A 22,029-nucleotide genomic window follows, 5' to 3' on the forward strand; every position below is an offset into this window, starting at 1 on the left:
CGGTGGCGCGGCTGGTGCTGGTGGCGCGGCTGGTGCCGGTGGTGCGGCTGGTGCCGGTGGTGCGGCTGGTGCCGGTGGTGCGGCTGGTGCCGGTGGTGCGGAGGGCACCGGTGGCGGTGCGGAAGGTGGTGGGGGTGGCGTGGAGGGTGGCGGTGGGGCCGGCGGCATGCCGATGACGGGCAGTGGTTGGGTGTCCTCGGCGGAGCGGTCCTCCGGCGCGTTCCACTCGGTGTGGGGGGTCATCGGCGCACCCGCCCGTTCCATACGGCCGCGAAGTCCTCGCTGCCGCGTACGTTGACGACGACGGCGCCGCGCACCGCCGGCCCCGGCCGGCCGTGCTCCTCCCCCACGCAGACCACGCTCGCCATCGCGAACCGGGCCCGCACGGCGGACACCGCGGCGATCCGGGCGCCCGGCGCCTGGCCGGTCACGACCCCGAGGGCGACCCCCTCCTCCCCGGGGACCAGCCGGGTCAGCGCCGCGAGGCCGGGATCGCCCGCGGCGTGGGCCACCCCGGCGAGCGCGTCGAGGACCGCCGGGGCGTCGTGCCGGCTCTCCGCGACGACCCGCACCCCGCCCGTGGTGTGCAGCTCGACGGGAAAGCCAGCCGTGGCGCCGGAGACCACCAGCGACGCGGCCACCCGGACCGCGTCCTCGAAGTAGTCCGCGCGGTAGGGGTCCTCGCTGGTGTCGAGGAGAACCATCATCCGGGGCTCGTTCGGGACCACGTTGTGGCGCACCATCAGCTTTCCGGTGCGGGCCGCCGACCGCCAGTGGATCAGGCGCAGGTCGTCCCCCCGGACATACTCGCGCAGACTGTGGAAGGCCACGCCGCCCTGCGGGGCGGTGGCGCTGGTCGGGCCGTCCATGTCCGGCGACCCGCCGGTCGGCAGCGGGTCGACCGGATGGATGCGCGGATGCACCCGCAGCAGCGACGTCGACGGGTAGGAGCGCCCGGCGTGGAGCAGCCGCAGCGGGTCGCCGTGCCCCACCACCAGCGGGCCCACCTCGAACACGCCGCGCCGGTCGGTCGGCAGCGGGTAGGCCGCCTGGAACCGGCTGGCCGGCGCGAGGCTCGGCAGCGCCACCGCGACGGTACGGTCCCCGACGGTCTCGGCGGCCAGGATCGGCGGGCTGCGCCGCCGGGACACGTTCGTCACCGCGATGAGGGCCCGCGCGCCCTCCCCCTCGAAGACCCGCGGCGGATGGATCTCCCGGGACAGGGAGATGTCCGGCGTGACGAGCATCCACCCGCCGGCGAACAGCAGCGCGAGGGCCGCGGCGAGACCGAGCGCGAGCAGCTCCGGATAGTCCAGCAGCCAACCGGCGAGGCTCAGCACGACCGCCGCCACCGCCATGGCGACGCCGGACTTCGTGATCACGGCGAGTCCACCCCCGGCCTCGGCCTGCTAGTAGGAGACGCGCTGGTCCGGGACGGGGACCGACGCGGTGATGGAGCCGAGCAGGCTCTCGGCGCTGGCGCCGGACAGCTCCGCCTCCGGGCGCAGCAGCATCCGGTGGGCCAGCACGTAGGGGGCGAGGGTCTTGACGTCCTCCGGGGTGACGAACGACCGCCCGGCCGCCGCCGCGTACGCCTGGGCGGCCTGGGTGAGGGCCAGCCCTCCGCGCGGGCTGACCCCCAGGCGCAGCTCGGTCATCCGCCGGGTCGCCGCGGTGATCGTGACCACGTAGCCGAGCAGGGCCGGCGAGAGGTGCACCCGCCGCACGATGTCGATCATCTGCTGCACCTCGGCGACGGACACCACCGGACTCAGCGACTCCGCGGTCATGCCAGCCGCCCGGTTGGCCAGGATCTCCACCTCGGCCTCGTGCCTCGGGTAGCCGACGTGCAGCCGGGCCATGAACCGGTCGATCTGCGCCTCGGGCAGGTCGTAGGTGCCGCCGTGCTCCACCGGGTTCTGCGTGGCGATGACGACGAACGGGCGGGGCACCGCGAAGGAGACGCTGTCCATCGTCACCTGACGTTCCTCCATGACCTCCAGCAGCGCGGCCTGGGTCTTCGGGGACGCCCGGTTGATCTCGTCGGCGAGGACGAGGTTGCCGAACACCGCCCCCGGGGAGAACTCGAACTCGCGGGCCTCGGCGTTCCAGATCTGCACGCCGGTGACGTCGGTGGGCAGCAGGTCCGGGGTGAACTGGATGCGCCGCATCGACCCGTCGATCGAGTTGGCGATCGCCTTGGCGATCGAGGTCTTGCCCACGCCCGGGACGTCGTCGATGAGGATGTGGCCCTCGGCGGCCATGCACACCAGCGCCAGCCGCACGACCTCGGTCTTGCCGCGGATGAAGCGGCCGATGTTGGTCACCAGGGCGTCGAAGCGCTCGCCGAACCAGGTGGCCTCGGGCGCGCTCGCCGGCGGCCGGGTCACGACCCGCTCCCGGATGCGCCCGGCCCGCCGGGGGTGTCGGTCATGGCCCTGGTTCCGGCCGTGCGGATCATCACGCCAGCGAGCGTAGGAGCCGGATCCGCCGGGTGGCGCCCACCGGGCGCGACGGGTCCCGAAAGGGCAGCCCCGTTCGCCCCCGGGGACCCGACGGCCGGCCGGGGGGGCAGGGACCGCCCGCGACCGTCACCCCGGCCGCCCACCCGGCCGTACGGTGTCCGCCACGGCCGCCGGGCCAGTCCGCGGCCCGCCCGTGCGGCCCTCCCGCCTCATCCCGATCCCCCGCGGAGCGACATGGACCCCGTTCTCGTCCTGCGAGACACCCAGCTCCAGGTCCGTCCCGGCGACACGGTCCGGACCACGGCGACGGTGCGAAACTCCTCCGACCTCGTCGAGCAGTACGCCCTTGACGTGTTGGGACCCGCGGCGGCCTGGGCGGAGGTCATCCCCAGCACCCTGTCGGTGATCCGCCGCGGGGAGAGCACCGTCCAGCTGCTGTTCCGGCCGCCGGCGGGGCCCGCCACGCCGGCGGGCACCCTGCCGTTCGCGCTGCGCTGCGTCTCCCGGGACGACCCGGGCAGCGCGGCGGTCGCCGAGGGCGATCTCGCCGTCGGCGCCATCCACGAGATCGTCGCCTCGCTCGAACCACAGGTGGCCCGCGGCCGGTGGGTCGGCCGGTGGACCGCCCGGTTCGAGAACCGGGGGACGGCGCCGGCCCGGCTGGCGCTGGCCGCCACCGACGAACGCCGCACGCTCGGGTTCGCGCTCGCACCGGCCGAGCTGGTGGTCCATCCGGGCGAGACGGGCGTGGCCTACCTCAAGGCGCGCGCGAGCCGGCCCGCGATGACCGGGGCGTTGACGCGCCAGCGGGTCCGCCTGACCTACACCCGCCAGACCGATCCCGGCGAGGCGATCGCCGAGGGATTCGTGGAGGTCTCGTTCGAGCACGTGCCGGTGCTGTCGCGGGCCGTCGCCGCGCTCGCCGGCGTCGCGCTGGTCGGCGCCGCCGCGGCGGTGGTCCTGCTGAGCCGGTCGACGCCGCGGGACGAGACGACGACTCCCGGCGCGCCGCCCATGAAGCCCACCGCGTTCGACGCGCGGGAGGGCGAAGCCGGCGCCGTCCGCCTGACCTGGTCTCAGATTCCCGGAGCGCGCAGCTACCAGGTCGAACGCCTCGACGGTGATCTCGTCGCCGACGCCACCGAACGCAAGGCGCCCCTGAGCGCCTACGACTGGCCGCAGCTGCGCGGCGGCGAGCAGGCGTGCTTCCGCCTCGTCGCCGTCAACGACTCGGGGATGTCCGAGCCCTCCGAGCGGCGCTGCGCCCAGGCCGGCGTCTCCGTCGCGCCGACACCGTCTCCACCCGCGACACCGTCGACGCCGACGCCGGAACCGACGCCGGGGTCGCCTGCCAGCCCGGAACCCACCCCGACCGGCCCCACCCCGGGTCCGGGCGACCCGACCGGGCCGATCAGCCCCACCCCGGACGGGCCGACCACTCCCGCGGCGCAGGAGCCACGGCTGGCATACGTCGTCTACCAGATCTTCGCCAAGGCCGATCACTACGAGGTGACCAGCGAGATTCCGCTCCAGCTCAGAGCGGACGTCGCCCGGACCGTCGACACAAAGGTCTTCGTCGCCGACACCGACGCCTCCACCCGGCTGCACGCCAACTTCCGCACCGGCGGGTTCATCGCCCTCTACACCGACAACTTCACCAGCAAGGCGGACGCCGCGCAGTTCTGCAAGGCGAACAAGGAGAACCTGGCCCAGGTGCACGCCGGCTGCGATCCCTACGGCGACTGAGCGCAGCGGCATGGCCTACGCCCTCGGCATCGACGTCGGCACCACCTTCACCGCGGGTGCGATCTGGCGGGACGGGCGGGCCGAGACGGTCGAGCTCGGCTCCCGCGCCACGGCCGTCCCCAGCGTGCTGTTCCTGCGCGACGACGGCGTGCTGCTCGTCGGCGACGCCGCGGAGCAGCGGGCGGTGACGGAACCGTCCCGCGTCGTCCGCGAGTTCAAGCGCCGCTTCGGCGACGACACCCCGATCATGCTGGCCGACACCTGGGTGACCGCGACCGACCTGGTAGCCGACATGATCCGCTTCGTCGTCGGCAAGGTCACCGAACGCGAGTCGCAGGCGCCGGGCCATGTTCTGCTGACCTGCCCGGCGACCTGGTCGGACCACCGGCGCGGGCTGATGGAGCAGGCCGCGGGCATGGCCGGCCTCGACCGGGTCGGGCTGCTGGCCGAGCCGACCGCGGCGGCGGTGTACTACGCGGCGCAGGAGCGGCTACGCCCCGGCGCGCTGCTCGGGGTCTACGACCTCGGCGGCGGCACCTTCGACGCGACGGTGCTGCGCAAGACCGACGGTGGCTTCGACCTGTGCGGTGATCCGGGCGGCGACGACGAGATCGGCGGGGTCGACATCGACCAGGCCGTGCTCGACCACATCGGCCGGGCGGTCGGACCCGCCTGGTACGAACAGGACGGCGCCGACCCGGCGACCGCCCGCGCGCTGGCCGCCGTGCACGCCGGCGCGATCGCGGCGAAGGAGGCGCTGTCCCACGACGACCGCGCGGAGATCCCGGTCATCCTGCCCGGCTGCAACCGGGTCGTCGCCCTCACCCGCGACGACCTGGAGGAGGCCGTGCGGATCCTGGTGCTGCGCACGATCGATGCGCTGCGCCGGACGGTGCGCGCGGCCGGGGTCGACGTCGGGGACCTCGACCGCATCCTGCTGGTCGGCGGCTCCAGCCAGCTCCCCATGATCGCACGGATGCTGCAGGCCAGCCTGGGCGTCCCGGTCGCCGTCGACGCCCATCCCAAGCTCGCCGTCTGCCTCGGCGCCGCCATCGCCGCCGGCCCGCGGCTGACGGGCGGTGCCGCCCCGCCAGCCGGCGCCCCGGCCGCTCCCGCCGCCGCGCCCTGGCCCGCCCCCAGTCCGCAGGCCTCACCCCCACCGCCGGCCCCGCCAGCGCCGGCGTCACAGCCATGGCCGGTGTCACAGCCATGGCCGGTGTCACAGCCATGGCCGGTGTCACAGCCATGGCCGGTGTCACAGCCATGGCCGGTGTCACAGCCAGCGCCGGTGTCACAGCCATGGCCCGTGTCCCCGCCATCGGCCGTGCCACCCGCCGCAGCTCCGACACCCGCCGCCGCCCCTCTCCCCGCCGGGGCATCGGGCTGGCCGCCGGCGCCGGATTCCCGGGCCCGGGCCCGGGCTCCGCAGGCCGTCCCGGCGGCGGACGACGCCGGGAAGCCGGAATCGACAACGGCCCGCCGCGCCGCGGACCTGGTCGCATCCTTCGCCACCGCCCCCGGTGGCGGCGTCAGCGGTGGCGGCGCCCCCGCCCCGCCAGCAGTCCGCCTCGACGTGAACCTGGTCGGCTCGGGTCTCGACAAGCCGTCGGACCTCGTGCTGCGGCCGGCGGTGACCACGCGCCGCGAGATCACGCTGGCCGACCGGGAGGACCCTCTGGTCGTCCGTACCGGCGGTGACGTGGCGTACCGGCGCTCGGGCCGCCGCAGCGCCGTGCTGCTCGGCGGCGTGGCACTGCTCGCCGCCGTCGTCGCCGCCGCGGCCGTTCTGCTCGGCCGCGGCGTCGACTCCGCCGCGGGACCGGCCGAAAGGCCCGGCGCCGAGGTCGCGCGGACACCGCTCGCGCCAAAGCCGACCTCCCGCGTCGCACGCCTGACGGCGGCCCGCTGCTCACCGGCACCGCCGCAGCAGGGTCCGGGTCCGGCGGGCCGGCGGCGGGCGACAGCCGGGCCGGGGCCGCCCATGCCGTCGCGGCCCGGCCCGGCGGGGGCTCGTCGCCGTCGGCGCCGCCGGTTCCCGCGACCAGGCTGCCCGGGTGCCAACCGCGTGGTGGACCGCCGACGGGGCCGACTGGCAGCAGGTCCGGGTACCGCTGCCCGCGGGCACCAGCACGGGTGCCGTGACGGGGCTCGTCAGCGACCGCGGACGGCTGGTGGCGGTCGGCCGAGCCACCACGACGGGCACCGATGCGACGGACACCCATGCCACGGGCACCCATGCGACGGGCACCCATGCGACGGACATCGCCGTCGCATGGACCTCCGCCGAGGGCCGGAACTGGCGGCTGGCGAGCGTGGACCGGGCGACCGCGGCCGCCATGCAGGACGTGACCATGCACGCCGGCCGGCTGCTGGCCGTCGGCCGCGACGACGGCGCCGACAGCGAGGGCGACGGCGCCGTCTGGACATCCGAGGACGGTGGCTCCTGGCGGCGGGTTGCCGTCACGGGGGTCGACGGCCTCGGCACCCAGGCCCTGGACCGGGTGGTGGACCTGGCCGGCAGCGGGCTGCTCGCCGTCGGCCAGGAACCGCAAGGCGGCGGCACGATCGCGCGGGTGCGCCGATCCACCGACGGCACCTCCTGGTCCGATGTCGACACCGACCTGACCGCCGACGCCGAGGTCAGTGGATTCACCCGGGGCCCCGACGGCCGTCCCGTCGCCGTGGGCGCGGTCCCGGCCTCGGGCGGCAGCCAGCCACGGATATGGCTGGTCGACGCGGCCGGAGGTCGCTGGACCGCCGAGGACGCCATCACCGGCACGCCCGGGTCCGGCGGCACCGGGGGCGATGCCGGCGGACCCCCCGGCGCCGGTGACGCCCGTGGCGTCGACCTTGTCGGCGTGTCGGCGTCCGGGGCCGCCCTGACGGCGGTCGGCAGCGTGCCCGGCGCGCCAGGACCGCTGCCCGCCGCCTGGACCATCCGCCCCGGCCAGGCCCGCTGACAGACCACCCGCCGGCAGAATGCGCGCGGCCGGGGCCGACCGGACCTCCGTCGTTCTCCGACAGCCCGCAAACGCCACAATCGTAACAATGCAGGCGAGTTGCTCAGATGACCCCGAACCGCCCCGGATAATCACGGAAACGCTTCACCGGTGCTTGCCGTCGGTACGGTACGCGACATTTTTCGCGCCCATCCACCGTCGGATCCTAAGATGATTCTCGGCGAATCCGACAACCCGCCGCCTGGCTCGCCATGCGCGACGGCCAGGAGGCATCGCACCCCGGGAAACGTCACCGCACAGCTCTCCGTCGATCAATGAAGCCATTTTTCGACGCTTTTGCGCCGACCTCCACCACGGCGGCGAGCGCGAACGCAATGCCACGAAAGGCACGCGAACAAGATCGTGCAGAAACGGAGCAGGGAAATTGTCCAGTGAAATCGGGGGACGTACCGGGAGCCAGTCGGACGACGGCCCGCGCCGCGGGCCGAGCCGGCGGGCCGCCGTCGGCATCGCGGCGGGAGCCGCGGCGGCCATCGCCGGGGGCGCCGTCGCCGGGGGCACCGTCGTGGTGGGCGCGCCGGCCGCGGCCGCGGCAGCCGCCCCGGCCGGCACGGACGATCGCGGCCGAACCGGGGCGACCGGGCGTATCGACGTCCACCACCATGCGATGCCGGCAGAGGTCCGCGCATGGCTCGTCGCACACGGGCAGCTGCCGCCGGTGGGCGGCCCGCCGTTCGCGAACTGGTCCCTGCCGGCCGCGCTCGACACGATGGACCGCGGCGGCATCGCGACGGCCGTGCTGTCCGCGGCGATCCCGAGCGAGTTCACGTCGACGCCCGCACTCGCCGCGGAACTCGCCCGGCTCGCCAACGACTCGATCGCCGCCGTGGCCCGCGAGCATCCCACCCGGTTCGGTCTGCTCGCGTACGTTCCCCGGGCCACCTCGGACATCGCCGTCGCGGAGATCCGCCACGCCTACGACACCCTGCACGCCGACGGCGTCCTGCTCATGGCCCACGACGGCCTCACCTACCTCGGGGACCCGATACTGGAGCCGGTGATGGCCGAGCTGAACGCGCGCGACGCGGTCGCCCTGGTGCATCCGTTCAATCTGCCCGGCGCCACCGGTGTCGCCGTTCCGGCGTTCGTCGCCGATTTTCTGGCGGACACGACCCGCGCGGCCGTGCAGCTCGTCGTCAACGGTGTGCTGGACAGGTATCCGCGGATACGGTGGATCCTCGCCCACGGTGGCGGCTATTTCCCGTACCAGGCCGCCCGGCTCGCCCTCGCCCGCAGCCTCGGCTACGGCACCGACCTCGCCACCGTCGACCGGACGCTGCGCCGCTTCTTCGTCGACACCGCCGGACCCATGTCCCCGTACAGCACGCCGACGCTGCTGGCCGCTATCGGCGCCGACCGGATCCTTTACGGCTCGGACTACAACGCCGTACCCGCCGACACCGTGCTCACGGGCCGCGACGCGTTCCTCGCCGACCCGGCGCTGACCCCGCCGGCCCGCCGCAAGATCGCCCGGGACAATGCGCTCGCCCTGTTCCCGGCGCTCGCCGCCCGACTCGCCACCGGCCACCGCTGACCAACCCGTGCGCAGTTCGGCACCGGAGCGACCTCCCGACTACCAGTGGCCGCGATGGACGACCTCGTCGAAGGGGCGACGGTCGAGGCGTTCCACCGGCCGTAGCGGCCCGTCGCCGGGATAGCCCAGGCCGATCATGTAGGCGACGCGGTGGGTGGGAGGCACGCCGAGAATCCGTCGGGCGGCCTCCTGGTCGCCGACAGCCGAGTGCCCGCCACCGATACCGAGGTCCGTCGCGGTGAGCAGCATCAGCATCGTCGCCTGACCAAGATCGTATTCGTCCATGAGTCGGTAGCGCTCCGTCTCCGGCTCGGGCAGCACCAACACGATCGTCGCCGCCGAACTCGCGATGTGACCGGCACCGCGCCAGATCGTCGCCAGTTCGCCGAGAACCGCCCGGTCGGTGACGAGCACGAAGTCCCACTGCTGCCGGTTCGACGCCGAGGGCGAACGCCAGCCGGCCTCCAGGATCCGCTCCAAATCACCGGCCGGCACGGGCCGGTCCTGGTAACTGCGGACGTTGCGACGAGCACGGATCGCATCCCAGGTCTGCACACCATCGACCCTAATGGAACCGGAGCGCCGAGCCGGATGACCGCCCCCCGGCACTCTCATGCCCCGCGTGCTCGCCCCGGCCGGGATCGGACGGGAGAGCACGAGAAGGTCATCTGTTCGGCTCAGGGGAGCCGGAACGGATGGCACAGGCCCGGCGACGCCGGTGGCGGCACCGATCTCGACCCGGGGTCGGGATACTTGGCGCAGAAGGCGCCCCCCTGTTGCCGACCGGTCGGTCTCGGGCGTGGCGCGCAGGCATGAGGGAGGACGCGGTGGAGGCGTTGGCGCCGTCCGGGCGACAGGTGGAGCTCGTGCACGCAGACAGCCGCGTGACCATCACCGAGGTCGGCGGTGGCCTGCGCGAGTACCGGATCGGTGCTGCCCCGGTCCTCGACGGCTACGACGCCGACGCGATGGCCAGCCGCGGACGCGGGCAGCTGCTGCTTCCGTGGCCCAACCGGATCGCGAACGGCCGCTACACGTTCGGCGGCACCACCCATCAGCTCCCGGTGAACGAGGTGGCGCTCGGCAACGCCAGCCACGGTCTGACCCGCTGGTCGGCCTGGGAGCTCGAGCGCCTCGGTCCGGCCGCGGTCCGCGCCACGTTCATCCTGCGCGCCCAGAGCGGCTACCCCTTCGCCATCGGCTTCGCCACGGAATACCACCTCGGCGCCGACGGCCTCACCGTCACGATGACCGCGACCAACCTGGGAAGTCAACCGGCGCCTGTCGGCATGGGAGCGCACCCCTACCTGATGATCGTCGGGACGGACGGGTCGACGGTGCGGGCGGACGACGTCGAACTCACCATCCCGGCGGGGACGAGGCTCGAGACCGACGACCGTTCGATCCCGACCGGCGCGCAGGAGGTCGCGGGCGGCCCCTTCGACTTCCGCCGGCCACGCCCGGTCGGCTCCCTGGCCCTGGACACCTGTTACACCGACCTCGACCGCGACCCGGACGGACGATCACGCGTGCGGCTCTCGGCACCGGGCGGAGGATCGGTGACGGTCTGGATGGACGAGACCTGGCAGTACGTGCAGGTCTTCACCGGGGACACGCTGAGCCCGCAGGAGCGGCGGCGCAGCATCGCGGTCGAACCGCTGACGTGCCCGGCGAACGCCTTCAACAGCGGCGACGGCCTGCGGGTCCTCGATCCCGCCGACAGCGTCGGCGGGACCTGGGGCATCCAGCCCACCCTCGGCTGAACCCGCCCGAGTGCTGAACCTGCCCGAGTGCTGAACCTGCCCGGGTAAAGGCAGCCGATCCCCGCGCGGGCGCTCCGGGTGCAGGCGCCTCGCCACCCGGCCGATCCCGGCCGGCCGCCGGCATCGTCGGACGCGGTCGGGGTGGATATATGCGGCGACACTTACCCGTTCGGCGCCGCAGGTGCGGATGCGGCCCGCGCTACGGCCGGCGCGCGCAGCCGGCCGCCCCGCCGTCACCGACGACCACCTCGCCCTGGCCGGACGAGAACGGGATCGAACATATCCCGGACCATCCCTCCGCGCACGTTACGTTCAGCGCACCCGGAAAAAACGAATTCGTTACGCGCCACCCGGCCGCGACGCCGGGACCGCGCCCACCAACCGGCCACGCAACGTACGATCTTTCGGCCCAATGGGCTCATTACTTAATCTCGTCCCCCCAGGATTCATTTTCGAAAGATTTTTCGCGCGATCCGACCCGCCGACTCCGGCCGCCGAGGCCGGGCCGACCGGCGCCACGGCCGCCTGAACCAGGCTTCCGCTCGACAGCAGCCTGAATAGTTCCGCAGATCAGGGCCCACGTCTACGTTGTAGACGCAGATGCGGAGACCATGGTGCATTCCATCTGCTTCCGCGGAGTCCGGATGCGCCGAAGCATCGCCCGCTCGTTCGCGGTTGACACCGTTGCGCACACCGTCCATGCGCAGGTAATTACCACTTGTTTCCTCGAACCTATTCGCCCGGCGAGGAAAGAACGTGGCATCACGCTCGGCACTGTTTTCGCGACGCATCCCGGTGGGTTTGCCGACCCATCGCGGCGGTCCCCACGACTCGCCCCATCTCCCGTCCGCCGAAGGTCGCCCGGGAAGCGGTCGCATGAGCGCGCCCGGGCCGGCGACGATGCGTTCCCGCGCGTTGTCCCGACCCACCGTGTCCCGGCAGTGGCTGACCCTGGGACTGGCGGCAACGGTGGCGGCACTGGCCGCCGGCTGCGGCTTCCTCCTCGGACGCCAGCCCGGCCGCGCCCACCACCCAGGTGGTGACCAGCACGTCCGGGGAAAAGGCGACCGTCCCGATGAAGATCGATCGGATCGCCGAGCAGTTTCCCGCCCACACCGTCACCGACATCATGCTCGGCGTCGGCGACAAACTGGTGGCCATCCCCCAGAATGTCAAGACGATCCCTTTCCTGCGGAAGGTCTACCCGGGAGTCAACGACCTTCCGGAGCCCTTCCGGGGCGACGGCAAGGTGAACATGGAGGAGCTTCTCAAGCTCAAGCCGGACGTCGTCTCCACCATCAGCGGCGGCGATACTGGGAGTTCGGCATCGGACTCAACCCTGTGCTGGAGCAGCAGCCCGGGAACTGCGGGCGGTCCGAGGCGAGATCAGAGGCGATCATCGACGCCGCCGTGTACGTCACCGCCCAGGCCGTGCCCAGCACGATCGCCGCGACCACGAGCGCGGCTTTGCGGGAATGCACCCCGGCCATCAGCGCAGCGGCGCCCGCGTACACCACGCAGGACCCGGCCAGCAGCAGATGCGGTGGCACGGTGCACGGAAACCGCAGCAGCAGGGCGAGAGCGCCGGCGGTCGGCACCGCCGCCGCGGCGCACAGTGCGCCGTAGGTCGCCTCGCTACCGCCGACCGTCTTCACGAACGGTCCGAGCAGCAGCAACACCCCGTAGGCCGACGACGCCAGCAGAACGCAGGTCGGCAGCAGCCAGAGCACGGCCTGCTCGCCGCGGACGGATCGCCGGCCCTCCGACCGGAGGGCGTTCGCGGCGCCGTCGCCATGTCCGCGTTCGATGACCCGCCCACCCTCCGGCCGCACCATTAATCAGCATCTGTGGAGTTTAAAAGCAGAATTTTTGCAGGTGCGGATAGAAAGTTGCACGTATGCCGAATGCTCGGATAGGGACCTCACCGATCACGGCGGTCCGTGGTCGACGGTGGCCTGCTCAGCGGACGCGGGCGAGGTAGCCGTGGGTCTACCGGTGCGGTGACGAGGGTTGTCAGGGCCGCCGGCCCGCGGGTGGATGGTTGGATGAGGGCATGGAGCGCGAGGGCGTCTTCGCAGCGGCCGCGGACCAGCGCCGCGCCGTGGCGGATCTGCTCGACGCACTGGACGACGACCAGCTGACCGCGCCGATGGCGCCGCTGACCGACGTCGACCGACGTCGACCGACGTCGTGGCGCATGACGGCGACATGCGCATCCCGCTCGGCCTGCTGTTCGCCCCGAACCTGCGCGGATCATGCTGGCGCTCGACTTCCTGACAGGCCCGCGGCCGTTCGGCTTCGTCCCCGCGGCCAACTCGCGGCGGGTGACGCGGGCTCCGATCCGGCCGGTTGAGCCCGGCGAGCCGGGGGCGGGGCGAGCCGACGGGCGAGCCACGGTCACCGGGATCATCCGAGGACTGCCGGTTAGTCCGCTCGCTGGCTACGCTGCTGGCTTGACGTCCTCCCCCGCCTGAAGGCGAGGGATTCCAACTCCTACCCACTCACCAAGAGGCTCCTACACTCTCACCAAGAGGGAGGTGCGAAATGTTGAGGTTCGCGGTTCACGGGCTGCCCCAACGGGCCGCCTCCCCGCGCAGTCACGGCCCGTCCGGCCGTGATGTCGATTGCCGCATTCACGTCGGCGTTGCTCTCGAAGCCGCAGGCGACGCACCTGAATCGCGCTTGGCTCCTGCGCGATTCGACGGCCACATGCCCGCAGGCCGGGTAACGCTGAGACGTATAGGCGGCCGGGATCTTCTCAACCCGGCCGGGGGCTTTCTGTTCCGGCCGGGCGACCAGCAGCCCCCAGCCGGCCGCGAGGATCGACCGGTTCAGGCTGGCCTTCTGCGCCACGTTCCGCCCGGGTTCGGCGACGGTGCCCCGCGCCGATCGGATCATGTTCGGGAGCCGCAGGTCCTCGACGCGGACAAGGTCGTACCGGCGGGCGAGCTCCGTGGAGGTTCGCTCCGCCCAGTCCTTGCGCCGGTCGGCTTCGCGGGCTTTCAACCGGGCGATCCGGCCGCGGAGCCGTGCCCGCCGGTTCGACCTGCGTCCCGCTCGGGCGAGCCGGCGTTGCGGCCGACGCAGCCGTTCGACTTCGGCGGGCCGCAGCCCCGGGCAGGACAGCGGCTCCCCGATGCTGAAGGCTGCGGAGACGGCCACACCCCGGTCCACGCCGACCACCTCGCACGTACCCGACGGGTCGATCGACTCAGGTATGGCGGCGAAGGCGACGTGCCAGCGGCCGGCACGGTCCCGGGTGATCCGGAAAGACTTCGCATCGGGTACGGCGCGGCTGCGGCGGAACCGCACCCAGCCGACCTTGGGAACCTTCACTTCCGACCAGCGGCGGTGCACCTGCCGCACGTCCCACTGCCGGCCCCGAGCGCCGACAATCCGAAACCCCTCGGACCGGCCACGCTTCCTGAATCCCGGGCGGCGGTGCTTTCCCGCGAAGAAGTTCGCCATGGCTGCAGAGAAGTCCCGCAGGGCCTGTTGCTGAACGGTCCGCGAACCGGCGGCCAGCCACGGACTTCCCTTCCGGGCATCGGTGAGCTGGCGGGACGGCTCGTGGTATCCCAGCGCCGAGCCGCGCCATGGTCTGTACCACGACTGCTGTTTCACGGCCAGATTCCACACGAAACGCGCATGCCCGCAGTGCGTCTCCAGAGCCGCCGCCTGGCCGGCGGTCGGATAGAGCCGGAAACGAGACCTGACCAGATTCTACGGATTGGATATCATCCGATGCCCACTATGACGGAGCGGCGTTTCCTCCCCGCAGTGGTCTCCACGCCGCAAGCCCGATGACCGCCGAGATTCCCGATCCCCCGCAGGCGCCGGACCTCCGCGTCTCCGACGCGGAACGGGAGGAGGTCGCCCAGCTCCTGCGCCAGGCACTCGCCGAGGGCCGGCTGACCTTCGCGGAGTACGACGAGCGGGTCGGCGCCGCCTACGCCGCCAGGACCCGCGCGGACTTCGCCCCTCTGACGATCGACCTGCCGAACCAGCCGAACCTGTTCGCCGCGGTGGCCGAGCCGTCGCCACCCCCCGCTACGACCGCGGCCGGCGGCGCCGCGGCCACCACGGTCGGACCCGACCGCGCCCTGGACCCGCCCCGACAGGGCCCGGCCGGGGTGGACTGGACGGTCGCCGTGATGAGCGGAAACGAGCGCAGCGGGCGGTGGCGTCCGAGCCGGCACACCCGCGCCGTCGCGGTGATGGGTGGCTGCGAGCTGGACCTGCGGGAGGTCGCCTTTCCCACGGATGCACTGCTGATCACGGCGGTCGCGGTGATGGGCGGCATCGAGATCATCGTCCCGGAGGGGGTGGACGTCGAGGTGACCGGGGTGTCGGTCATGGGCGGCCGCACGGTCAAGGTCGCCGACGCGCCGCGCGGGCCGGGGACGCCCGTCGTGCGCATCCGAGCGGTCGCGGTGATGGGCGGCGTGGAGGTACGCAGCAAGCCACCGCGAAAAACGACACCAACCAGGCGCAAGAGCCTCAACCCGGGTCACGGCGTCGGGCATCCCGGCCGTGACCGACCGGAAGAGCACGGATGAGCCGCCCGTTCCGCCAGGTGGACGTGTTCACCACCATCCCGTATCAGGGCAATCCCGTGGCGGTGGTTCTCGACGGCGCGGGACTCGACGACGACGCCATGCGGGCGTTCGCCCGCTGGACGAACCTCTCGGAGACCACCTTCGTCCTGCCGCCGACCTCACCGGCGGCCGACTATCGGGTCCGCATCTTCACCCCGTCGTCCGAGCTGCCGTTCGCCGGGCATCCCACGCTCGGCACCTGCCACGCCTGGCTCGCCGAGCGGCCGGCGTCGGCTCGACCGGCGCGAATCGTCCAGGAATGCGGGGTGGGGCTCGTGCCCCTGCGGCAGACGCCGGACGGGCTCGCCTTCGCGGCGCCGCCGCTGCGTCGCTCCGGGCCGGTCGAGGGGCCGCTCGTCGCGCGGATCAGCGCCATGCTCGGCATCACCCCCGACGACGTCGTCGCGGCGCAATGGGTGGACAACGGCCCGGGCTGGGTCGCGGTCCTGCTCGAGCACGCCGAGTCGGTCCTGGCGCTGCGACCGCGCGGCGTCGATCTGAATCTCGGTGTGGTCGGGCCGTGGCCGCCCGGCTCGGAGACGGCGTTCGAGGTACGGGCATTCATGCCGATGGGCGACGCCACGATCGAGGATCCGGTGACCGGCAGCCTGAACGCATCGCTCGCGCAGTGGCTGCTGCGCACCGGCCGCGCGAGCGCGCCCTACACGGCCAGCCAGGGCTCCGTGCTGCACCGGGCTGGACGGATCCACATCTCGACGGATGCCGACGGCACGGTCTGGGTGGCCGGCGGAACGGTCACCTGCCTGTCCGGCGCGGCCGAGCTGTAACCGCCGAGCTGTAACCGCCGGTCCCGAACGCCGCGGCTCGGCGCGTCCCGCGCGCCTTCAGTTCTCGACCCAGCCGTACTTCTCCGCGATCCGGATGATTTCACTCCTGATCCTGATGATCTGCGTCCCGGTGAGGGTGGGCTCGACCCGCAGCAGCGTCTCGGTCACCTCCTGGGTGAGTTCACCGACCGGAAGGACATCACAAAGACCCTCGGAATCATCAGCATGCACGGGCACCCGCGCCGCGACGGACGGAGCCGGGGACCCGGAACTGACGATACGCGCCGAACTGGCTTTCAGGCCACGCTCACCCTCCTCCACCTCGAACTCCATGAAGGTTCCGGGAACGACGAGGTTCTTCTCGACGAGAAGATCGTTCGCGTGCAGAAAAATATCATCGCCACCGTCGCTGGGGGCAATGAAACCGTAACCCCGCACGTGATCGAACCGAAGGACCTTACCTGTACTCACGACTCACCTCAACAGCACCAGAAAGACCATCATCTCGGCCATGACGCCCCCGTCCGCCCAACCGCCACGCAGCGGACCTGGGGACCCGGCCGCCAATCATACCCGCCCCCGCACCAGGCCCACCCCGACCCCGGCCCGACCCACCAGGCGGTGGAAAGCGCCACCTACGCAGGTGGCATATCATGGCGTTCTTCGCCGCTTCGGCGGCGTCCTTTTCGCAGCCACGACCACTTCTTCGAGAAACAACCACTGGGCCGAGAAGAATACGAACTGAAGTTCGACACGGCCGTCCGCCGCGGCTATGCTTGTCGCCATCACCGCGCCGCAGCGCGGCGGCCATTCTCCGCCTGGGCAGCTGGTCGCCGCCGCACGTAAATCCCGACCCGGTCCGGCCCGGAGTCCGGCGGGCAGTTGTCGCGGTCGACGGCCAGCACCCAGATCCGTTACCGAGAGGCGGCCAGCGCATGTGTTTTCCCATCTCGCCCGTCCGAGCCATTTCTCGGTTGGCGTCCCTCGTAGTGCGGAACCGGCGCGGCGGTGCCGGAAAGGTCTCAGCAGATGCGCGGAAGCTCCGAGCCCATCGGCAGATCGATCACGCGGCTTCCACCGAGCCCGGTCCTGGCCACCACCATCCCCGCGTTGTCCTCGGTGAGGGTGCCGATGGCGGCGGCGCCGCGGCCGTCCGGATGCCCGCGCATCACCTCCAGCACCCGATCGGCGTCCGCCGCCGGTACCATGGCGACGAGTTTCCCCTCGTTGGCGATGGCGAACGGGTCGAGCCCGAGGATGCTGCAGGCGTCAGCGACCGGCGCCGCCACCGGCACGGCCCGCTCGGTGACGGCGATACCCACCCGCGCGCCTCGGGCGATCTCGTTGAGGGTCGCCGCCAGGCCGCCGCGGGTGGGGTCGCGCAGCACATGGATGTCCGCGCCGGTGTCGAGCATGGCGGCGACGAGGCCGTGCAGCGGCGCGGTGTCGCTGCGGACCTGCGTCCCGAACTCCAACCCCTCGCGGCAGCTGAGGACGGCGACGCCGTGCGCCCCGATCTCACCGCTGACGATGACGACGTCGCCCGGGCGGGCCCGCCCCGGTCGGATGTCGACGCCGTCGGGGACCAGCCCGATGCCGGTCGTGTTGACGTAGACCCCGTCGCCGTGGCCGGCGTCGACGACCTTCGTGTCGCCGGTGACGAGCCGGACCCCGGCCACTCGGGCCGCCGCGCCCAGAGCCTCGGCGACCCTGCCGAGTTCGGCCAGCTCAGTACCCTCCTCCAGGATGAAGGCGGTCGACAGGTAGCACGGTGTCGCACCCATCATCGCCAGATCGTTCACGGTCCCGTTGACCGCGAGATCGCCGATCGAGCCGCCGGGGAAGAACAGCGGGCGGACGACGAAGGAGTCGGTGGTGAAGGCCACCCGTGTGCCGCCGAGCGTGACGACGGCAGCATCCCCCAGCTCGGCCGGGGCGGCGGCGTCTCGGAAGGCCGGGAGAAAGAGGTGCTCGACGAGCTCGGCGGACATCGCGCCGCCGCCGCCGTGTCCCATGACGATCGTGGGGGAGTCCGCCAGCGGGGCGGGACAGGTCCAGGCGGCGAGGTCCACCGCGCCCCCGGCCCGGGACGTCGCGGACCGGCCGGCGCGGCCGTCGTCCGCGCCGGCGCTCGACGCCCGGACCTCGCAGGCAGCTTGCGGCGCGAGGTGTCCGGTGAGGTCAGGCACGGGCCACCTCCCGCACGGACTGGGCGTCGGCCGGGGCCGTCCTGGTCGGCTGGGCGAGCCGCCGGTAAAGGTAGTAGGCCGCGCACGCACCCTCGGCGGACACCATCGTGGCGCCAAGCGGTGTCCGCGGCGTGCACTGACGCCCGAAGGCGGCGCACTCATGCGGTTTGATCAGGCCCTGCAGCACCTCACCCGAGCGGCACACCGAGGACTCTGCCGTGTGGATGTCGCCGACGGCGAAGCGTGCCTCGGCATCAAACTCACGGTAGGCCTCCGCCAACCGCCAGCCGCTGTTCGGTATCACCCCGATGCCGCGCCAGGCGCGGTCGGTCACCGTGAAAACATCCCGCAGCATCGCGATGGCGGCCGGGTTTCCCGCCGCCGGCACCGCCCGCGGGTAGGCGTTGTCCAGCTCATGGTGGCCTGCCTCCAGTTGCAGCACGGTCCGCCGGATGCCCTCGAGGAGGTCGAGTGGCTCGAATCCGGTGACCACGATCGGCACCCGGTAGCGGCGGGCGAGGTCCGGGTACTGCCCGGTGCCCATCACGCTGCACACATGCCCGGCCGCGAGGAACCCCTGGACTCGGCAGCTGGGCGATTCCATGATCGCGGCGATCGCGGGCGGGACCAGGACATGCGAGACGAGCAGCGAGAAGTTGCGCACCCCGCACCGCCGCGCCTGGTAGACGGTCATCGCGTTGGCCGGAGCCGTGGTCTCGAACCCGATACCGAAGAACACCACCTGCCGGTCCGGGTTCTGCCGGGCGATCGTCAACGCGTCCAGCGGCGAGTACACCACCCGCACGTCGGCGCCGGTGCTCTTCACGCGGAACAGGTCCCGCCCACTGCCGGGAACCCGCAGCATGTCACCGAACGAGCAGAAGATGACCCCCGGTCGGGAGGCGATCTCGAGAGCACGGTCGATGATCTCCAGGGGGGTGACGCAGACGGGGCAGCCGGGACCGTGGATCATCTCGACGCCCTCGGGCAGCAACTGGTCGATCCCGTGCCGGATGAGCGAATGGGTCTGCCCGCCGCAGACCTCCATGATCGACCATGGCCTGGTCGTCACCGCATGAATCTGTTCCAACAGCCGACCGGCCAGCTCGGGGTCGCTGAACTCCTCGAGATATTTCACCGGTTCACCCCCTCAGTCTGGGTGTCGCGGGCCGACGGGGCCGGCCCACCGTCGAGTTCCTCGGCGAGCAGCCCCATCCGGGCGATCGTGGCCAGCGTCTCCAGCGCGGACTGTTCGTCGAGCCGCTGGATCGCGAACCCGACATGGACGATCACGTATTCGCCGACCGTGGTGTCCGGCAGGTACTGCAGGCAGACGTCCTTTCGCACTCCCCCGAAATCCACCTCGGCCATGCGGGTGCCGTCCCGTTCCCCGATGGCGACGACCCGTCCCGGAACCGCAAGGCACACCGACGCTCACCCCCCCGCTCGCCGGCGCGGCGGGCAGCCCCGGCGCCGGATCGGATTGGACATATCAGCCGCTCCCCTGCATCCGCGCACCGGCCGCGGCGACCACGAGCTGGCCCAACGCGATGCCGCCGTCGTTCGGCGGAACCCGCCGGTGCCGCAGGACCGTGAAGCCGTCGGTGCGCAACGCCCGCGCGGCAGCCGTCGCGAGCAGCACGTTCTGGAACACCCCACCGGTCAACGCCACGACGTCGAGTCCCCGCTCGGACCGGGCTCGCCGGGCCAGGTCGACGACCAGGGCCACCACCGCGCCATGCAGGCCGGCGCTCATCGCCTCGACGGCGAGCCCGCGCCGGGTGTCTCGCACGAGCCCGCGGATGACAGGGGCCGCGGTGGCGACCAGCGGACCGCCCGGCGCCGGTCGGTCCACCGCGAAGGCGTACCGGTTGCGCCAGGCGGCGAGGACGTCCGGGCCGCGGCGGGCGCGGGCCTCCAGTTCGATCGCCGCCTGGGCTTCGAAGTCCGCGCGGTGGCGGACGCCGAGCAGGGAGCTCACCGCGTCGAACAGCCGTCCCATGCTGGCGGTCGGGACGCAGGCCAGCCCGGTGGCGAGCTGATGGACCAGGGCGCGCCGCTCCGCCGGGGGGCAGGCCGCGACGGGTGGCAGGTCGGCGTCCCAGCCGACGCCGGCGGCCCACAGGTGGGCGAGAGCCATCCGGTACGGGCGGCGCACGGCGGCGTCCCCGCCGGGGAGCGGGACGTAGGCGAGGTGGGCGAAGCGCTCGAAGCCACGGTAGTCGGCGATCAGCGCCTCGCCGCCCCACACCGCCCCGTCGGTGCCGTAACCGGTGCCGTCGAAGGCGAACCCCACGACGGGACGATCGCCGTCCAGGCCGTGCTCGGCCATCACCGCCGCCACGTGCGCGTGATGATGCTGCACCGTGCGCACGGGTCGCCCGGCTGCGTGACGCCGCGCCCACTGCCGGGAACGGTAGCCCGGGTGGGCGTCGGCGACGAACGTGGCGGGGCGGATGCCGGTGAGCTGCTCGAGGTGATGTTCGGCAGCGGTGAACGTACGCAACGTGTCGGCGTCGTCCATGTCCCCGATGTGACCGCTGAGCCAGGCGGAGCGATCGGCGCCCAGCGCGCAGGTGTTCTTCAGGTCGGCTCCCACCGCCAGGGTCGGCGCCACGGCGAACGGCAACGGCACCGGCAGGGGGGCGAAGCCCCGGGATCGGCGCACCGGCAGCAGGTCACCGTCGACGACCCGGACGACCGAGTCGTCGCAGGGCACGTGGATCGGGCGGTCGTGACGCAGCCAGGCGTCGGCGAGAGGTTCGAGCCGGCGGTGGGCGTCGGCGTCGTCGGCGGCGATGGGTTCGCCACCGAGGTTCCCGGAGGTCATCACCAGCGGCCCTGGCGATCCACCGGCTGCCGCCACCGCGGCGAGCAGCAGGTGGTGCACCGGGGTGTAGGGCAGGAACAGGCCGAGGTCGGGACTGTTCGGCGCGACGGCGGCGGCGAGGGTGGGTCGGCCGTCGTCACGCCGGTCGACCAGGACGATCGGGCGGGCGGGCCCGGCCAGCAACGTCGCCTCCCGCCGGTCGAGGCAGGCGAGGCGCGAAGCGGCGGTGAGGTCGGCGACCATGACGGCGAACGGCTTGTCCCCGCGCCGCTTGCGACGCCGCAGCGTGGCCACGGCCGCCGGGTCCGTGGCGAGGCAGGCCAGGTGGTAGCCGCCGATGCCCTTCACGGCGAGGACACCCCCGCCGGCCAGCAGCCGGCCCGCCGTAGCCAGGGCGCCATCGCCGAGAACCGCCCGCCCCGTCGCCGGGACGAACTCCAGGCGGGGCCCGCAGTCCGGGCAGGCGATCGGCTGCGCGTGGAAGCGGCGGTCCCGCGGGTCGCGGTACTCCCGCTCGCACGCGGCGCACAGGGGGAACCCGGCCATCGTCGTCGCCGGCCGGTCGTACGGCAGACCGGTGATGATCGTGAACCGCGGTCCGCAGTTGGTGCAGGTGATGAACGGGTGGCGGTAGCGGCGGTCGGCCGGGTCGGCCAGTTCACGCAGGCAGTCCGGGCAGGTCGCGACGTCCGGGGACACCATCGTGCGCGGGGTGTTCCCCTCGCGGGAATGGGCGATCGTGAACGCCGAATCGCCGCGGGGCGCCAGGTCCGTCGCCGTGACCCGCTCGATCACGGCCAGCGGTGGGGCGTCGGCGGTCAGCCGCCGGCCGAACTCCTCCACCGCGCCGGGCGCGCCCTCGACCTCGACGATCACACCGTTGCTGTCGTTGCACACCCAGCCGGCAAGAGCCAGGTCGGTCGCGGCCGCGTGGACGAAAGGTCGGAAGCCGACGCCCTGAACAAGGCCGCGGACGGTGATGCGACATCGCCGCCGGCCGCCGGCCGGCCCTGGCGCGTGCCCGGCGGGCGTGGCCGGCGCGGGTCGGGTGGGGCTGCCCACCATCACATCCGCTTGATGCGCAGGTACCGGACGA

The 22,029-nt window shown here is 72.7% G+C and carries 16 protein-coding genes and 1 pseudogene; 7 read left to right on the forward strand and 10 right to left on the reverse strand.

All coding sequences use genetic code 11. The features are described 5' to 3' along the window. Positions 1-239 precede the first annotated feature (239 nt). Positions 240-1,358 (reverse strand): DUF58 domain-containing protein, encoded by a 1,119-nt coding sequence (locus FRAQA3DRAFT_RS12400; RefSeq protein WP_369809460.1) that lies wholly within the window; start codon positions 1,356-1,358, stop codon positions 240-242. A 51-nt stretch (positions 1,359-1,409) separates the two neighbouring features. Next, positions 1,410-2,390: a MoxR family ATPase gene (locus tag FRAQA3DRAFT_RS12405; protein WP_009739375.1), complete on the reverse strand. Its 981-nt coding sequence runs from the start codon at positions 2,388-2,390 to the stop codon at positions 1,410-1,412. A gap of 309 nt (positions 2,391-2,699) precedes the next feature. Between FRAQA3DRAFT_RS12405 and FRAQA3DRAFT_RS12410 the strand changes: the two genes are divergently transcribed. The 4 genes and pseudogenes from FRAQA3DRAFT_RS12410 (at position 2,700) to FRAQA3DRAFT_RS12420 (ending at position 8,765) form a co-directional block, all read left to right on the forward strand. Further along, positions 2,700-4,211: a fibronectin type III domain-containing protein gene (locus FRAQA3DRAFT_RS12410; RefSeq protein ID WP_009739376.1), complete on the forward strand. Its 1,512-nt coding sequence runs from the start codon at positions 2,700-2,702 to the stop codon at positions 4,209-4,211. A gap of 10 nt (positions 4,212-4,221) precedes the next feature. Continuing rightward, positions 4,222-5,214, forward strand: a pseudogene (locus FRAQA3DRAFT_RS37155) (Hsp70 family protein); the annotation flags it as partial. A 1,051-nt stretch (positions 5,215-6,265) separates the two neighbouring features. Beyond that, a complete protein-coding gene (locus FRAQA3DRAFT_RS37160) occupies positions 6,266-7,171 on the forward strand; it encodes a hypothetical protein (RefSeq protein WP_009739377.1) in 906 nt (301 codons plus the stop codon). A 424-nt stretch (positions 7,172-7,595) separates the two neighbouring features. Next, positions 7,596-8,765 (forward strand): amidohydrolase family protein, encoded by a 1,170-nt coding sequence (locus tag FRAQA3DRAFT_RS12420; RefSeq protein ID WP_009739378.1) that lies wholly within the window; start codon positions 7,596-7,598, stop codon positions 8,763-8,765. 39 nt (positions 8,766-8,804) lie between these two features. On the opposite strand, the gene FRAQA3DRAFT_RS12425 is transcribed toward FRAQA3DRAFT_RS12420, so the two are convergent. Further along, a complete protein-coding gene (locus tag FRAQA3DRAFT_RS12425) occupies positions 8,805-9,320 on the reverse strand; it encodes a nitroreductase family protein (RefSeq protein WP_009739379.1) in 516 nt (171 codons plus the stop codon). A gap of 272 nt (positions 9,321-9,592) precedes the next feature. Between FRAQA3DRAFT_RS12425 and FRAQA3DRAFT_RS12430 the strand changes: the two genes are divergently transcribed. Further along, positions 9,593-10,528, forward strand: coding sequence for an aldose 1-epimerase family protein (locus FRAQA3DRAFT_RS12430; protein ID WP_009739380.1), 936 nt, complete (start codon positions 9,593-9,595; stop codon positions 10,526-10,528). A 1,298-nt stretch (positions 10,529-11,826) separates the two neighbouring features. Here the strand turns inward: FRAQA3DRAFT_RS12430 and FRAQA3DRAFT_RS34125 are convergent. After that, positions 11,827-12,363, reverse strand: coding sequence for a hypothetical protein (locus tag FRAQA3DRAFT_RS34125; RefSeq protein WP_009739381.1), 537 nt, complete (start codon positions 12,361-12,363; stop codon positions 11,827-11,829). Between the two features lie 688 nt (positions 12,364-13,051). Then, complete coding sequence (locus tag FRAQA3DRAFT_RS12445) at positions 13,052-14,248, reverse strand: RNA-guided endonuclease TnpB family protein (RefSeq protein WP_009739382.1); 1,197 nt, start codon at positions 14,246-14,248, stop codon at positions 13,052-13,054. A gap of 83 nt (positions 14,249-14,331) precedes the next feature. Between FRAQA3DRAFT_RS12445 and FRAQA3DRAFT_RS12450 the strand changes: the two genes are divergently transcribed. Together FRAQA3DRAFT_RS12450 and FRAQA3DRAFT_RS12455 are read left to right on the forward strand one after the other, a co-directional pair. Beyond that, positions 14,332-15,087 carry a DUF1707 domain-containing protein gene (locus FRAQA3DRAFT_RS12450; protein ID WP_009739383.1) on the forward strand — a complete coding sequence of 252 codons (756 nt, stop codon included), beginning with the start codon at positions 14,332-14,334 and terminating at the stop codon, positions 15,085-15,087. Then, positions 15,084-15,914 (forward strand): PhzF family phenazine biosynthesis protein, encoded by an 831-nt coding sequence (locus tag FRAQA3DRAFT_RS12455; RefSeq protein WP_009739384.1) that lies wholly within the window; start codon positions 15,084-15,086, stop codon positions 15,912-15,914. Before FRAQA3DRAFT_RS12450 ends, FRAQA3DRAFT_RS12455 begins: the two co-directional genes overlap by 4 nt. Before the next feature lie 57 nt (positions 15,915-15,971). Here the strand turns inward: FRAQA3DRAFT_RS12455 and FRAQA3DRAFT_RS12460 are convergent, their stop codons facing one another. The 5 genes from FRAQA3DRAFT_RS12460 to hypF all read right to left on the reverse strand — a co-directional run bounded on the left by FRAQA3DRAFT_RS12460 (position 15,972) and on the right by hypF (position 21,998). Continuing rightward, a complete protein-coding gene (locus FRAQA3DRAFT_RS12460; protein WP_009739385.1) occupies positions 15,972-16,385 on the reverse strand; it encodes a cold-shock protein in 414 nt (137 codons plus the stop codon). Between the two features lie 551 nt (positions 16,386-16,936). After that, positions 16,937-17,986: a hydrogenase expression/formation protein HypE gene (gene hypE, locus FRAQA3DRAFT_RS12465; RefSeq protein WP_035922838.1), complete on the reverse strand. Its 1,050-nt coding sequence runs from the start codon at positions 17,984-17,986 to the stop codon at positions 16,937-16,939. Between the two features lie 109 nt (positions 17,987-18,095). Beyond that, the gene (hypD, locus tag FRAQA3DRAFT_RS12470) at positions 18,096-19,241 is read right to left on the reverse strand and encodes a hydrogenase formation protein HypD (protein ID WP_009739387.1); all 1,146 of its coding nucleotides are present in this window, start codon (positions 19,239-19,241) and stop codon (positions 18,096-18,098) included. Further along, positions 19,238-19,531: a HypC/HybG/HupF family hydrogenase formation chaperone gene (locus FRAQA3DRAFT_RS12475; protein WP_009739388.1), complete on the reverse strand. Its 294-nt coding sequence runs from the start codon at positions 19,529-19,531 to the stop codon at positions 19,238-19,240. Before FRAQA3DRAFT_RS12475 ends, hypD begins: the two co-directional genes overlap by 4 nt. A 64-nt stretch (positions 19,532-19,595) precedes the next feature. Then, positions 19,596-21,998 carry a carbamoyltransferase HypF gene (gene hypF, locus FRAQA3DRAFT_RS12480; protein WP_009739389.1) on the reverse strand — a complete coding sequence of 801 codons (2,403 nt, stop codon included), beginning with the start codon at positions 21,996-21,998 and terminating at the stop codon, positions 19,596-19,598. Between the last annotated feature and the right edge of the window lie 31 nt (positions 21,999-22,029).

Source organism: Frankia sp. QA3 (assembly GCF_000262465.1).
Lineage (GTDB): Bacteria > Actinomycetota > Actinomycetes > Frankiales > Frankiaceae > Frankia.